The following is a 14591-nucleotide window of genomic DNA, read 5'->3' as shown; positions in this document are numbered from 1 at the left end:
TTACAGCTTTAGTGAGCCTTAAATGCAACTGTTACTTTATCACGCTGAGCATCCACAAACAACTGCTTTGTCAGCTGTCGCGGTCGATAAATGTGCCCGGTTTTGATGTCAATCGTTAACGACTCAACCGTACGCCGATCAAGCTGCACCAAAGGATCGAGTTTGCGTAACACCGAAACCAAAACTTCCTGCAACACCTCGACCGGCAAACGGCGCAAGGCTTCACGGCTGAGTTCATGAGCCCCATCACCAGAAGACAGCGTCAGCTCATGAATCAACTTGGCCAAACCAAGATCGACCTCATGATTCAAGCCTTCCGCCTCCTGGATCAAGCTCATGATCCAATCTTCAAAATCCGGATCCTCCTGCTGCAACTGCGGAATCAGCTCATGCCGAACATAGTTCCGGCGATACTTAAGATCTTTATTTGTTGGATCCTCAACCCACTTTAAATCGTGTTTCTGAGCATACTCTACGATCTCTGGCTTTTTAACACCCAATAACGGGCGGATAATTTCATCGGTCGAACGTAGTACGCTAAGCCCCTGCCGACCAGATCCTCGCATTACCTGCATTAGCACCGTCTCGATCCGATCGTCTAGATGGTGCGCCGTAACAGACGCTCGGGCGCCAACCTGGGTTCGAATCTCCTTGAGCGCACCATAGCGAGCTACTCTGGCCTCCTCTTCTCCATCGCCTTTGAGGTCTAAGCTCCGCTCATGAACCTCCACTCCGAGCGCACCCGCCAGTTCATGAACCAGCTCGCGTTCCCCCTCAACCTCGCGCCAACCGTGATCAATAAATGCCACATCGAGTTTATAGTCGCCTTTCTTTGCTAGAGCATACAAAAGACTGATTGAATCAACGCCTCCGGACACCGCCACAAGGTAATGCCCCGGCTCTGGCCAGATAATTTTCTCGGTTAAACTCATGCTGACACTATAACAAAATAATTCCTGGTGGCTACGGGTGGATTCGAACCACCGACCAAAGGCTTATGAGTCCTCTGCTCTACCACTGAGCTACGCAGCCATGTACCAAACAATTGTACCGACAAACAAAACGACCAGCAATCGCTGATCGAGTCCGTCCATAATTTCTTGGTAGCGGGGGTAGGATTCGAACCTACGACCTTCGGGTTATGAGCCCGACGAGCTACCAGACTGCTCCACCCCGCGACGTACCCAGCATATTACCAACTTTTACCCCTACAGTCAAGAACGGCCCATCAGGAAATCAATCCATTGTTGTAGGTTTGATTTTTGGGTTGCTGCCGGCTTTTGCTGCTGTTCATCTTCGGCTGGAGCATTGTCTTTTGGCAGAATCAGTACGCTCTCCCCGGGCTGCTGCAGGCCCAGCTTCTCCCTCGCCTCTTTTTCTTTAAAAGCCTCGGTTTGGTAGTACTGAATCTTATACTTTAACTGATCCTGCTCAACCTCGAGGCCGGCCACATCCTGCTGTAAGCCATCAATTTGCTTTTGCAGCTCATAATTCTTTTGAATAGTTTGAACCAGATATACACCAATATACAGCGCCACTATCACGCCAATAATGGTGCCTACGTGTAGTTTACGAAGCTGGTCTCGAACGCGTTGCATACCTTAAGCGTAATACAAATGACGACGCATTAACAGGTAGCGGGTGATTGCAAGCGGTTAGCAACCTGGTACAATCATGGAGTATTATCACGGGCCCGTAGCTCAGTGGTTAGAGCAGTCGGCTCATAACCGATTGGTCGCTGGTTCAAGTCCAGCCGGGCCCACCATTGATTTTAAGAGAACTTATGTTATTATAAAGCTAAATTCCTTCACTTGAAGGTGGGTTGTCCATATGACGACTAGCGACATTTCTTCAACCGAAGAGTACCTGGGAGTAATATGAAAACCAAGTTGAGCGTCGAGCGCAAGGGGACTGAGGTTACAAGCCCCTTCCGGAGAATGCTTGCTGCCGTGATCGCAGCGGTCATGCTGTGCGTTGGCACCTTCATGTTCATCCTCGCCCTAGCCCTTGCCATCATACTGGCGCCGATCTGGGTTCCGCTCCACTTCGTTCTTCGAAGCTTCGGGCGCCGAGGGTTCTGGGTGACGGAAGGCAAGCTCATCAGGTTCTTTTTCACAGCCGACAGCTTTAGGAGGCGATGATGGACGAAGACGAGTTCACAGTCGACCAGGAGATCTGCCCGACCTGCCTGCGCTCGAGCGGCGACGGCCAGCCCTGCTCCAAGGCCTGTCGCGATCAGGATGATGCCCGCGTCAGCGAGGCAGCCCAAAACCTCGAAGGTTTCGAGTTCGAGCCCGGCTACTAGCCCCGCTCACCGCGCCCTACCGCGCAAGCGCCCTTACCGGCCTTGGGTCGGTGGGGCGTTTTGCTTTTATTAGCGGTTAAACAGCCGGCGCATCACAGTACTTAAATCGCCCTTATCGCCACCGTCAGTCTTGGTTAAGCCAAAGTAGTACTCACGCTCGTTCGAGGTGCCTGGAGCACGATAGTCGGTGCCCATGTAAACAATGATGCGCGTTACGCCCTGTGCCAGCAGGTCAGAAGTAACCTGGTCAATCGTTTTACCGGCCTCAGCATAGGTCATGGCTGCATTCCAGCCATAGTTGTTAGGCGTACCACCCTGGTAAACGGTGCGGCCGTTATCGGTCGAAACTCCAACCTCGGTCACCCAAATATCAACTCCGGTGGACCAGCCAACGTCCTTTAGGTCACGTCGCGCATCACCCAGTCGGTTGAGGTAGTCGGGGCCATATGGGTGGATTTGAATTGCCTTAGGTTTAATACCGAGGTTTTTAATCTCTTGCATCACCCGCAGGCCCGGACGGTGACCACGGTTGGCTGAATCACCCTGGGCAATCAGCACCATACTTGGATTGGCCGCTTTAACCGCATCGTAAGCCGCTTTATAGCTGCGGGCGTACTGAGCGTAATCCCAACTTTCATTTTGCAGCCAGGGTTCGTTGCCAAACTCAATTGCCTCGAGTCCCGGTATGGTAGCCCAGGTTCCAATGTTGCGGCTTTCGGCCTCACTCGGTGCCGCCTCATTAAAGTCAACCAGGGCAATAATACGAGTGCTAGTCTTGGCGTACTCGCTCGCAATTGCCTGGATTTGAGATCGAGTCATCGTCGCCGACAAGCCACCTACGCGAACCAGCTTTGGCTTAAGACTTCGGGTTGCCCGGTAATCAATGTCACGAGCACCACCATGCATGCCGATCACGCTGCCGGTAAAGGCGGTTGGGGGCGAGTTTGGTGCGGCCACTGGGGCGGTAAAGTTGAGCGGAGCACTTTGCGGTCCGGTCCCGGTACCGTTCTTACCGGCCATCTTCATAACCATGGCTGCGCCAGGTGGAATGTTGGGTATGGTCATCGTTACTACACTACCCATTCGCACCGCATCGGCAACCGGTGGCCCGGCCTGACCGTTGACCGTGTATCCCACGCCAGCTGTAGCGGTGTTAGCATCAACCGTTGCCTGTAGCGTAACGCTACCATTCTCATATTTTAGAACCTTGAGTCCAGTTGGCGCCGTCGGCAGTACCTGCACCGGTGGCTGCACCGGCATCGGGCCTTCAAACACCAACTTATCGACATGTAGATTGCGGTCACAAATAAATGACCCTGTGCTGTTAAGGCGGCCATAATCATTGGTGAAACCAACCGCTACGGTGTGCTGGCCGGAGCCAACCGCAACCGGTGCCGATATCTGTCCCCAGTTATTAAACCTGACGTGCTTAGCCACGACTTGCTTGCCGTCAACGTAAAGCGTCATAAATGGCGCACCATCGCACTGGTCACCTCTAATGTAGGCGGTTAGACGGTTAGATGAGCCGGCTAGATTAAGCTGCCCCTGAGCCATACCATTTGACCACATTGATAAAGCTTTTTCTTCTCTCGTCGGGCCGGTGCCAATACTGGCCTTGCCGGGTGCATACGTCAGACTCTCCCCCTGGAGCGGTGTGGTTACCTTGGGGGTCGGATCGTTACCGGTAAAGTTAAGCGTATCAAGGAACAGGTTGCGATCACAGGGAGAGGTACCCCCTCTGACATAATCATTATTAAAGCTAACCGACACAATATAGGTGCCCGGTTGAAGGTTGAGCGGGATCGAGTAGTTGCGCCAAGCGTTAACCGATACCGGCATGCTAGCAACCTGCTCGCCATCGATTTGAACGGTCATAATTGGGGAACCGTTACACCTAGTGCCCTTAGCCACAATGGTCAGGTTGGTGGTATTGGTCGGTAAGGTTACCTGAGTAGAACCACTTGCGTTCCAGTAAAGCGAGGCAATGGCCTTTTTAGCGGGATCGTAGCCAATGGCCTTACGGCTAAAGTTGATGTTTTCGGCTTGAATAGTGGTAATAACTGCGGCAAAGGAAGTGATAATCGCCACGACTCCAGCCAACGCGACTAGAGCGGTAAATATTAAGATCCGTTTTCGATTTAGCCTCTTTTTTGCGATCAGCTTTGCTGAGTGCTTCATGTCTGATGCCATCCCGCATCGGTTTAAGTAGCTATGGCCTAAGCGTAACAACTATTTTTTAATTGTAAAGACCCCTAATCTAAACGGCCACCCCAGATGGGGTGGCCGTAAGCTAACGCATGCACTCAGGGTGAGCATAACGCCAGCTGCGAATGCCAAAGTAGGTCTTATCCGGCTGACCGCTCCGGCTCATGATGCTGGTATCCCACCGGCCCCTTGCTTCTGACTGCATCTGATACAGAAAGATCTGCTTGATGATCGGCGACTTGCAAACCAAGTTAAAAGCCTCACGCCAACGCTGCTTGCGCACCTCGTCCGGTACGTTACGGACCCTCAGTATACCGCGAGCCCGACTCTGGTAGCCGAACTCGGTTAGGCACAGTGGCGGACGATCAACGCCATTGGCGGTGGTTAACAGGTTTTTTGCATGGAGCTGATCGAGATCATCAACCAGTAAGTTAAGCGAGCCAATGCCAACCGTAAACGGCACATTACTGGGTGATAGCGGGCTTTCCTGCTGGTAAGGATGGTAAGCCACACAGCTGGTCTTAAGCTGAGTGCAATTACCATCCAAATCGCCCTGATCGCAAAACACCTTCCGCATAAACTCTAGCGGGTAGTAGTTGGAACTAAGCTCGCCAAACAGCACCGCCGCCTGAGGCTGAACCTGTTTGACCGCGCTGTAGCCGGCAAGGTACAGCCAGCGGTAGGTGGTCGGTAGATCGTAGCCCGGTATAGCGGTTAGCCAGCCAGGTTGATTGGGCTCGTTACAGATACTCCAGCGTCGCACTAATGGTTGGAGCTGCCGCACCACCCGTTTGACGTAGGCCGCAAAGCTATCCGGTGTCCAGGCCTGACCGCTACATTCAATTACCGCTTGAACGTGAAAATGATGGCGGTAGACATCCCGAATCGAACGCCGGTAAACCCGAAAGTTACCGCCTTGAACGCGATCACGGTAGATGATGGTGCGGAGCCAGGTGGCGCCGATGTCACGCGCCCGCCTCAGCACCGGCTGGCGCTGATGGTCGCGATTAAACACAACGGCGCCATCATCATGGACGCCGAAATCGAAGTATGGAGCTGCCTGTACGCTTGCCGGGAAGGCCAACGCGCACAACAAAACCACAGCTACAAACAGCTGGCGCATCTTCCCTCCTAGGCATGGTAGGTACAGTTATTAAACCGGTTGCGATTATGCTCCGGTTGCCCACGGTTGTCTAGTGCTTTTTGAGTAACGTTCAAATAATAGCTAGCCCAAACCAAAAACCGCCCGTTTGGGCGGTCTTGGTAGTTGGACTAAAAGGTTTAGCCCTTCTTGAGGATCGGCAGACCGGTGCGTGGGTTTTCAACTACCACGTAACCTTCTGGCAATGCGTCAATCGCTCCATCCTTGACCTCGCGGGCAAAGAAGTAAATACGTTGCTGGCGGCCACCCTTTAGGGTTACGTCGCGCTGGTGTAGATAATAGGTCTGACCCTTTGAATTCGTATGGTTGTAAGCCATGTTTTCCTCACTTAATTAACCTGGTTTTCAGATTAAGCTAATGGTTGCTCCTTTGTCAATAAAAACTCACCTGAAAAAGCCGGTTTTCTCCGAGAAAAATTAACCTTAAGCGTTAAGGGCTAATTTGCATCAAATCGGTTGTTTTACTATACTTTGATATAGTGCTAATGCTAAAGAGTGGAGTGGTATGGAACTACGTCGAAACAGTAATAATCTAGATAATACCAAAGCAACGACTCATGTCCGCAGCTCAAACGGCGGCCGAGTTCGCCGCAGCTTTCTCGAAAACACCTTAATCGTTGTTTTAATTGTGGCCGCGATCAGCCTGATTACCTATTTGGGCGTCCGCCTGGCCGGGAGCCTGAGCAACAACGTTCAGGTTAACAGCAAGCAGTACCAAGCCGTTTTCTTGGCTAACGGACAGGTTTACTTCGGTAAACTCAAGCAAGTCAACAACAACTACCTCCGCCTGAGCGATATTTACTACTTGCAGGTACAGCAGTCGGTCCAACCCGATGCCGCCAAAAACGACCAAAGCAAGCAGCCTCAGGTATCACTAGCCAAGCTTGGTAATGAGCTGCACGGCCCCGAAGATGCCATGTACATCTCTCGTGATCAAGTACTGTTCTGGGAAAACCTCAAAGAAGACGGTAAGGTCACCAAGGCAATCCGCGACTACACCAAGTAATAGCGCTCTTACAACCTTGGGTTAGGGCCCCGGTAAACCTGGTGCTCATACCGCTGAGGATGAGTATGGCGCTTAGGTTGAGCAAGCAAGAACAGTCCCCAACCGGCACACAACATTGCCACTAGCAACGCGATCCCGGTTCCGTCCATCGTCCAGCTCGATCCATGAAAGCTCTTGGTATAAGCCGCTTTATCCGGCATCACCATTGGCTGAGGGTTGGCCGCCGGCGCCGAATGACTGTTGACGTAATTGGTGACACACTTCGACTGCTTTATCGAATCCCCGCTTTTAGCACAGGCTGCCTGGGCCTGAGCATACACACTGGCGTTAGCCTGGGGGCTAGCTGCCGCCTGAGCAGCATCAACCGCCCGCTGGTAGCTGCCCTCCAGCACAATCGCCACCGAGGTGCCCATATGCGACTCCACGCGCTTCTGTAGCGCCAGCATTGACGTATCGGTTGGCGCAGCGGCCACATCATCGGCCTTAACCTGACGAGCGGTAGCATTAATCGAACGCTGATACTGGATTAAAAAATTTACCGCCACCACCAGGGCTACTGCCGATGCTATAAAAAAGTAACGTGCCTTCATTGATATTAGCCTAAAGCCAGGCTAAGTCTTTGTAAAGTAAGCCTAGGCGTTACGACGGCGCCAACGAGCCGATATGCGTGAACCAAAACGGTGGCGCCAAGCGGTAAAGCTTTCAACCCAATGGTACAAAATTGGTGTGGTAAACAGCGATGTAATGCCGGAGGTTAAGATACCGGCCACAATCACCGCCGCCAAGCCGCGCCAAAATGGGCTAATGATCGCCAGGGGCAACAACGAACCCAACGCACACACCTTGGTCAGGAAGATTGGCCGGAACCTGACCGCGGTGGCAAGTGCGATTGCATCACGATGATCCATCCCCTCCTTAACCCGACGGTTGGCATAGTCGATCACAAAGATACCAACATTCTCCACGATTCCGACCAGGGTGATCATGCCCAAGATCTCCAAAAAGCCAAACTGACCGCCGCCAAACCAATATAGCGCCGGGAACACCCCAATAAAGCTGAGCGGCACCGCAAAGGTGATAATTAGTGGCTGCAAGAAGGAGCGGAAGAACAGTGCCAGCACCACGTAGGTAAGCAAGATAGCCGCGCCCAACGCCACAAACAGCTCTTGGAACGACTTAACAATTTCGTCACCTTCGCCCTTTGACTCAAATGCATCCTCGAGCAGGCCAAAGCGTTCGCGATTATCTTTTGCCCAAGTGTTTAGCTTTTCCTGTACTGCAAACTGATCAACACCTTCATTCAGCTGGGCCTTAACCGTAGCAAAACGATTGCCGTTAAAATGGTTGATTGAGCCAATACCTGGTGCAGACGTAACCGTAGCCACACTGCCAACCGCAACCGGACCACTTGGCGTACTAACGGTCAAGGCGGCAATATCGCTTTCGGTGGCCGGCTTGGCTCCGTTACTGTAATGGCCCATAACCGCTACCTCGCCGCTATCAAGCTGGAGTTTGGTCAGATCCTGCTCACCAATCACACCGGCAATCTGTCCGCCAAAGCTGGCGGGCGTCAAACCAACCGCCGCCAAAGAAGCAATATTAGGAGTAACCGTGATTTGAGCTGGATCGCCATCGGTGTAGCCATCCGAAACTCGCTTAACCCCCTCAACCCCGCGCAAGTACTCGCCGGCAGCAACCGAAAAGTCTTTTAACTTCTTTTGGTCGTTATCGTAAACCTGAAGCTGTACCGGAAACTCCGGTACCGGCGTGCCGCTTCCCAGCGTTTCGGCGCTAGCGTAAACCTGTCCCGGCTCACTGGGTAGCTCGCCGCGAATATCATCAACAATCTCGGTGGACTTACGCTCACGCTCGCTAGGAGGAGTTAGGTTGGCCAGGATTGTAAAGCTCCCCGGCGATTGCTGCTGGTACAGGTAACTCCGAATCTCTCCATGATCGCTCAATGCTTGCTCGGTTTTTTGAGCCAGCTGCTCAACCGACGCCGTGCTACGGGCGGCAGGGTAGCTGACCGTCACGGTTAAGGCTTCGGTATCATCCGGCTTCGAAAACTGAACGCTTTCAATCCGGCCGGTGCCAAACAGGAACCCGGCAATTGCGATTGGTAGAACCGCCGCCACGGCGATGATCGCCACTTGTAGCGGCCAACGCTTTAAGATTGAGCGGTTGGTCCGCTGGAACCACAAACTAACTCGCCACAGCGAAGCTTCTTCGCTGGTATCCTCACCGTCTTTGTGATGCGATTTAAGTACTCGATTGCCAATCGCGGTTAAAAACAGAATTGGTACAAAGAAGGATGCCACTAAGGCCGGGATCACCGTGATCGGAATAAAGCGGATAATCTCGCCAAACACACCCGATACAATACCAAATGGAATGAACACGATTGTTGAAATTAATACCGCCATCAGTACGCCCAGACCCACACTATCGACCGCTCGCATGGCCGCCTCAATTCCTTGATAACCACGGTCTTTATAGCGCTGTAGCGCCTCGAGCACCACAATCACCGGATCAACCACCAAACCAAGCACCAGAATCATCGAAAACAGCGTTAGGGTATTAAGCGTCACCCCGCCGACATACAGCGTTGTCACCGTCACAAAAAAGCTTAATGGCACCGATATGGCGGCCACCAAAGCCGCTCGAACGTTTACAAACACCGCCATGGCAATGGCTAGCAGCCAAATACCACCAAACAAGAATCCGGCCAGCCCAAACCAGCCAATATTCTCCCAATGCTCACCAAAGGCACCGGCCACGATCTCGTGAATCTGCTGACGCGTTGATTCAGCCTGATCATACAGCCGTACCACCTCTACGTTCTCGGCAATGATCTTGTCTTGCTTTAGCCGTTCGACCGCCTTTTGCAGCTCTCCATCAACCTGTAAGATATCGGCGTCGTCACGCAGCTGAATGCTGTAGGTCAAACCTTCAACGCCAACCGGCTTACCCTCTTTTTGGTAACCAAAGCGAGTCAACTGATCGTCCTTATTCACCCGCTGACTCACCGTTGCCACGTCGCCCAAGCGGACCACCCCACCACCAGCAGTTGGCAAGCGAACCTCCTGTAGTTGCTCCAGCGACTCCAGCCGTCCAGCCATAATAACGGTTGAGTTGACCGAACCGGCGGTGACCTGTCCGGCCGGAATGTTAACATTAGACGCCGCCACTGTGTCGCTTATCTTACTAATATCAACACCGTTAGCCACCAGCTTGACGGTATCGAATGTTACCTCAACCTCAGCCTCAGCGTTAACATCGGCCTTAACCTCTTTCACCCCCTTTACCTGGCTCATCTCTTGCTCAAAGATGCGGCCCTGCTTAAGTAGGTCGAGAGTTGATCCGCCGGTTAGCCCATAGGTGAAAGCGGCTCCACCGGTAGCGGGCTGAAACACGCTTGGCTTTTCGGCATCGTTCGGTAGTTGAACCGCCGCTACCTTACCGTTAATCTCTTGTATCGCCGAGTCCAAATCGGCACTTGGCTCAATTGTGGCCGTAATTACCGAGGCACTATCACGCGACTGTGAGCTAAGCTCCTTGATGTTGTTGTTGCCCTTGAGCGCGGTCTCGATTGGGTTGGTGACACTTCGCTCAATCTCGGCGGGGGCAGCCCCTTTATATACGGTCTGAATTACCGCTACCTTAACCGGCACCTGCGGAAATCCTTCTCGCTGCAAGCTTAATAGCGAAACCAGCCCGCTCACCACAATTACCAAAAACAGCACAATAGCAATCTGGGTGTTCCTTAAAAAGAACCCGGTCAAGCGGGCGACCCAGTTATATTGCGGCTGTTTTTCGGTACTCATGTTTTCTCCTCGTTAGTGTAGAAATTTATCATTTTGCAGGGCAACAATCAGCTTATCTAAAGAAACCTCTAGCTGGGCTATCTCCGTCTCATTTAGCTGGGTAGCCATCAAGTTGTCGAATCGCTCGCTCAGTAATCGCTGGGCACTTTCGGCCTTGCTGACGCCAACCCTGGTTAACCGCAAGCTGTGCTGCCTTCGATTATCTGGCTGTGCCTCTTTGTGCATCAGCCCGCGCTCACACAAACCATCAATGTGCCGACTGATGGCCGCCGGAGTAATGTCGAGACAAGCAGCGACATCACGCTGTGACGGACCCTCCATCTGCGTAGTCACCTTAAGCACCAGATACTGGCTAAAGCTAATGCCCAGCTCCTGCTGCAAAATAACATCAGCCTGATGGTGAAGCAGCTTAACCACCTGATGTAGCTTAAAGCTCATCGACTTATTTACTTGCTGATTATTTCCGTTCATACCCTCTAATCTATGGAGATATAATTAACATGTCAACTATTTTGAGTCTGAGTGGCTGCTTGTTCTTACTGGGCCGCCACATAATCAAACTTATAGGCCGTGCCGGTGGCGCCAGCGGTACCCACTCCAATACTAAACGTGTTGGTTGCGCTACTCGCGACATAAGGATCAAGTGGACCAGCGCCGGCGCTCGAAGCCCCTAGCACCACTCGTGGAGCCGAGCCGAAGTTGGTGGCAAAAGTAATAGCGCACTGCGTACCGGCCACCACCCCGCTCGACCCAGTCGTAACCGTAATCGTACCGGCGGTATCGGTGCCGCTTACCGTACAGCTTGCCCCAACACCAGCATTGGCATTAACCGCCGCCGATGGCGTGCTCCCGCCAGTAATTAAATGCCCATTAACCGTTAAGTTAGCGGTTACCGTCAGGGCTTGTACCGTTATGGTCATTCCGCTAGTATCGGCAGTTAGCAGCGCGGTGCCACTAGCATTTTGAACCTGGAAGGCGGTGGTTGAGTCGGAGGCCGTCTTAATCTGTACCGTATCGTCGGTCTTTAATTGATTGGCTGCCCCGCGATACAGGTTGGTATCGGTGCCAAAGGTAATCCCTCCTGCCGAGGTGGTATCGGTATCGGTGCCAATGTTAACGCGAGAGGCTGTATTGCTACTGCCAACCTGTAACTTACCAGCAAGGTAGTTTTTAGCGTTAGCCCCAGCCGAGTACAAGTTGTAGCTACTCGTCGATCCAACGGCTGACTGGTCATTAATGTAAACACCATAATTATTGGCAAATGAGCCGCCACCACTATTAGTGGCAGGCTTAACCAGTAACCCGTAGCCACTCGTAATGGTGCCGGTTCCATAGTTATAAACCGCCCCAATTAAACCACTGGCGTTCTGAATTGAACCGGCCCCACTTATCTCAGACTGCCCCCACACACCGTTGCCGTTAGTAATGGTGCCTGCATCACTAGCCTGGTTGAGGTATCCAAACACACCCACCCCATTGGCTACGGTCCCGGTGCTGTAGTTATAAACATCGTGCTCGGCTCCGTTAAGCCAGCTTGCCGTGCCTGCCCCAGTTTTCTGAACATAGCTATACGACCCGATAGCCGAGCCAGTATAATTGCTATCTCCGTCCAGCAACACCACACTATCAAGACCAAGAAAGCCGGTGTTATTTGCGGAGGGTGAATTTACCGTTACAGTGGAATTGAGCCCATTAACAGTCGACACGCCGGTTGTGTCGGCATAACTTTCATCGATATTTACAGTCGCCCGCTGCGCGCCAGTATTTAATATTGTTGCGGTGCTTCCAAAAGCCGCCGATCCAGTAGCCTGTAAATTGCCATCCGTTTTAACAGTATTGGCTGCACTCCGGTAAAGGTTGGTATCGGTGCCCAAAGTGATGCCGCCAGCAGAACTCGTGGTATCGCCACCCACCGTCAGCACACTATTGCCTGGCACTGCTGACGGGCCCACCGCCAACTGCTGATTTAATGTATCTACCACCAGCAGGTTGCCACCCGCCGCATCCTGAACCAAGAACCCAGCCGTCGAATCTACTCGATTTGAAAATGTAGTTTTACCATCACGATCCATATACAGATTGGTGTGATAATCGGTTGTGTCGTATACGCCAAAATAATCTGAATACACCGCTACCCCGCCCGAAAGGCCACCTGTATTATAGTTGGCAATCTCTAGCTCTCCCCTCAAATCCTCAGCGATTTGGGCATTACCAGAATTAAAGTTAACCCCTGCGCCATGCTCAAGGTAGATGTTGCCGGTATAGTTGAACCACTTGTCACCACTGTAATCCGCTCCGGTCCAGGTGTAGGTTGTGCCGTTATCGATTGCCGAGGTCACATTGCCAACGTCAATTCGACGATAAGTCGCACCTCCATCGGTTGAGCGATAAATATAGTAGCCGGCGGCTCCACTAACTGCCGACCAGCTGATCATGTTTCTGCTGGTTGACCCCGTAGTCGTTGCCGAAGAGGGCGTGGTATCGATTGCGCCCGATAGCTGACTGCCAGCGCTATACGCCGAAACCCGATAGTAATAGGTTGCAGCCGTCAGCGTTCCCCCACTGCCACTTGAGGACAGTGTTGGGCTAACGGTACCAAGAGCATTGATGTAAAGGTTGCCATAATCGGTGGTGATGTCATGCGTAATTGTATCTACATTAAAGACGTTGCTGCCGCTAGCATCTTGAACCTGAAAAGCGTTACCGGTGTTGCTGCTATTGCGTAAAACATGGTTGGTGCCGGTAAAGGTCTGATTGTTGCGATTGAGTAGCGCCACATTACTGCTGAGTCGGCTATCGCTAAGCGTTCCAGTGCTGATATTGCTAGCGCTCAGGCTGGTTATGTTGGCGCCGTTACCAGAAATGTTACCGGTTACAGCCAGATCACCGTTTACAGTCGCGGTAGTGCCGGTTTCGCTGAGCAGTGAGTCGGCCACAACCTGAGAGCCGGAGAACTTGGCCAGCCTACCAGCGGTGCCGGTACCGGTTATACCGTTAACGACCGAGCAGTTGCCAGCGGTGGTACAGAACTGGTAGGTGCCGGCCGGATCTGAGTTGAAATTATAGGTTACACCCGCCGTAGGGCTGACGGCAGTTAGGGCTCCTAAGCTGGTGATGTCGGTGTTGGCGCCACTCGCTGCCGCCCCCAGATTAACCCGTGCGCCCGCCGCAGTGGCCGATCCGGTTCCCCCGTTACCAACCGCCAGTGCCGAGCTGAGGTTTAAGCCACCAAAGGTCGGGGAGCTGACCACGTCCAAAGCTTGTGGCAAAGCCAGTACGCCGGTGTTAATCAGCTCATTCCCTACTCGTTGCAAACCGGCTCCGACGGTAATGGTTTGGGCGCTATTGGCCGTAATTGCGGCATTTAACTGAGCAATTTGGGCGCCGGTCACCACATCTACAAACTGGGTACCGTTGTAGTAGTACAGCTGGTTGGTCTGCTGGTTAAGATAGAGTTGTCCCTGAACCGGGTTAACCGGCTCTTGGCTCGGGGCAATGATTAAGGAGTTATTAACGCGCAGCTGACCGTTAATATTTACCTGTCGGCTATCGCTTATGCTAATATCCCCGGCTTTAACCAAATCACTTAGCGGTATCGATGTCACCACATACTCCCCACCCTTTTTATCTTGGGACGACTGCTTAGACTGTCCGGCCCGAATAGCATCAATCACCATATAGGTCACCGGTATGACCATTGCCAGCACCAGTATAATGACCAGAATAGTTAAGATTAATCTAATTCGATTAAGGCGGGGGCGACTGAGCTTTTCTAGTTCGGCGCGCTTTGATTCGGGAATGGTTTTAACGCTTGGGGTGGTGTACTGATCAAACTTGGTCTTGGCTGCGGGGCGAGGGGCTGATGTTGGTGCAGCAGCAGGAACGGCCGGCGCTGCTGGCGCATTTTGGTACGCCAAAGGACCCGCGCCAGGCGGGGTGTTTGGTGTCGGAGATGAAGCCTGCAATCCAGATTGTTGCAAACGATTATCGTCCAACCGATTATCTCCAAAATGTAACAACTTCCACCAATGGTGGATGCTTACATTATAGCTGTTATGCTTACCGAGAACAACCTGTAGAAGCTTGCTCC

At 52.5% G+C, this 14591-nt stretch carries 11 protein-coding genes and 3 tRNA genes; 3 read left to right on the top strand and 11 right to left on the bottom strand.

The features are described from left to right. Window positions 1-8: 8 nt before the first annotated feature. The 4 genes from tilS to EPO04_03680 form a co-directional block, all read right to left on the bottom strand. The gene (tilS, locus tag EPO04_03695; GenBank protein TAK89173.1) at window positions 9-932 is read right to left on the bottom strand and encodes a tRNA lysidine(34) synthetase TilS; all 924 of its coding nucleotides are present in this window, start codon (window positions 930-932) and stop codon (window positions 9-11) included. A gap of 25 nt (window positions 933-957) precedes the next feature. Beyond that, window positions 958-1032 (bottom strand) — tRNA-Met (locus tag EPO04_03690). Window positions 1033-1101: 69 nt separating this feature from the next. Then, window positions 1102-1178 (bottom strand) — tRNA-Met (locus tag EPO04_03685). Between the two features lie 36 nt (window positions 1179-1214). Beyond that, the gene (locus tag EPO04_03680; protein ID TAK89172.1) at window positions 1215-1598 is read right to left on the bottom strand and encodes a hypothetical protein; all 384 of its coding nucleotides are present in this window, start codon (window positions 1596-1598) and stop codon (window positions 1215-1217) included. A gap of 91 nt (window positions 1599-1689) precedes the next feature. On the opposite strand from EPO04_03680, the gene EPO04_03675 reads away from it, so the two are divergent. Both EPO04_03675 and EPO04_03670 read left to right on the top strand, forming a co-directional pair. Beyond that, window positions 1690-1765: transfer RNA gene (locus EPO04_03675), tRNA-Met, on the top strand. A 112-nt stretch (window positions 1766-1877) separates the two neighbouring features. After that, window positions 1878-2141 carry a hypothetical protein gene (locus EPO04_03670; GenBank protein ID TAK89171.1) on the top strand — a complete coding sequence of 88 codons (264 nt, stop codon included), beginning with the start codon at window positions 1878-1880 and terminating at the stop codon, window positions 2139-2141. A gap of 233 nt (window positions 2142-2374) precedes the next feature. On the opposite strand, the gene EPO04_03665 is transcribed toward EPO04_03670, so the two are convergent. The 3 genes from EPO04_03665 to EPO04_03655 form a co-directional block, all read right to left on the bottom strand. After that, a complete protein-coding gene (locus EPO04_03665; protein TAK89170.1) occupies window positions 2375-4495 on the bottom strand; it encodes a hypothetical protein in 2121 nt (706 codons plus the stop codon). Window positions 4496-4595: 100 nt separating this feature from the next. After that, window positions 4596-5633: a hypothetical protein gene (locus EPO04_03660; GenBank protein TAK89169.1), complete on the bottom strand. Its 1038-nt coding sequence runs from the start codon at window positions 5631-5633 to the stop codon at window positions 4596-4598. Between the two features lie 158 nt (window positions 5634-5791). Beyond that, the gene (locus EPO04_03655; GenBank protein ID TAK89168.1) at window positions 5792-5989 is read right to left on the bottom strand and encodes a hypothetical protein; all 198 of its coding nucleotides are present in this window, start codon (window positions 5987-5989) and stop codon (window positions 5792-5794) included. Window positions 5990-6176: 187 nt separating this feature from the next. On the opposite strand from EPO04_03655, the gene EPO04_03650 reads away from it, so the two are divergent. Next, on the top strand, window positions 6177-6677 hold the full coding sequence (locus tag EPO04_03650; GenBank protein TAK89167.1) for a hypothetical protein: 501 nt from the start codon (window positions 6177-6179) through the stop codon (window positions 6675-6677). An 8-nt stretch (window positions 6678-6685) separates the two neighbouring features. On the opposite strand, the gene EPO04_03645 is transcribed toward EPO04_03650, so the two are convergent. The 4 genes from EPO04_03645 to EPO04_03630 all read right to left on the bottom strand — a co-directional run bounded on the left by EPO04_03645 (window position 6686) and on the right by EPO04_03630 (window position 14496). Next, window positions 6686-7267: a hypothetical protein gene (locus EPO04_03645; GenBank protein TAK89166.1), complete on the bottom strand. Its 582-nt coding sequence runs from the start codon at window positions 7265-7267 to the stop codon at window positions 6686-6688. 42 nt (window positions 7268-7309) lie between these two features. Then, window positions 7310-10501, bottom strand: coding sequence for an efflux RND transporter permease subunit (locus EPO04_03640; GenBank protein ID TAK89165.1), 3192 nt, complete (start codon window positions 10499-10501; stop codon window positions 7310-7312). Window positions 10502-10513: 12 nt separating this feature from the next. Then, window positions 10514-10972, bottom strand: coding sequence for a MarR family transcriptional regulator (locus tag EPO04_03635; GenBank protein TAK89164.1), 459 nt, complete (start codon window positions 10970-10972; stop codon window positions 10514-10516). Window positions 10973-11037: 65 nt separating this feature from the next. Further along, window positions 11038-14496, bottom strand: a complete 3459-nt coding sequence (locus EPO04_03630; GenBank protein TAK89163.1) for a hypothetical protein — start codon at window positions 14494-14496, stop codon at window positions 11038-11040. Window positions 14497-14591: the final 95 nt, after the last annotated feature.

Source organism: Patescibacteria group bacterium (assembly GCA_004297735.1).
Taxonomy (GTDB): Bacteria; Patescibacteriota; Saccharimonadia; order UBA4664; family SCTI01; genus SCTI01.
Note: the sequence above shows the minus strand (reverse complement) of the source record. Positions and strands in the feature narration are given on the sequence as shown.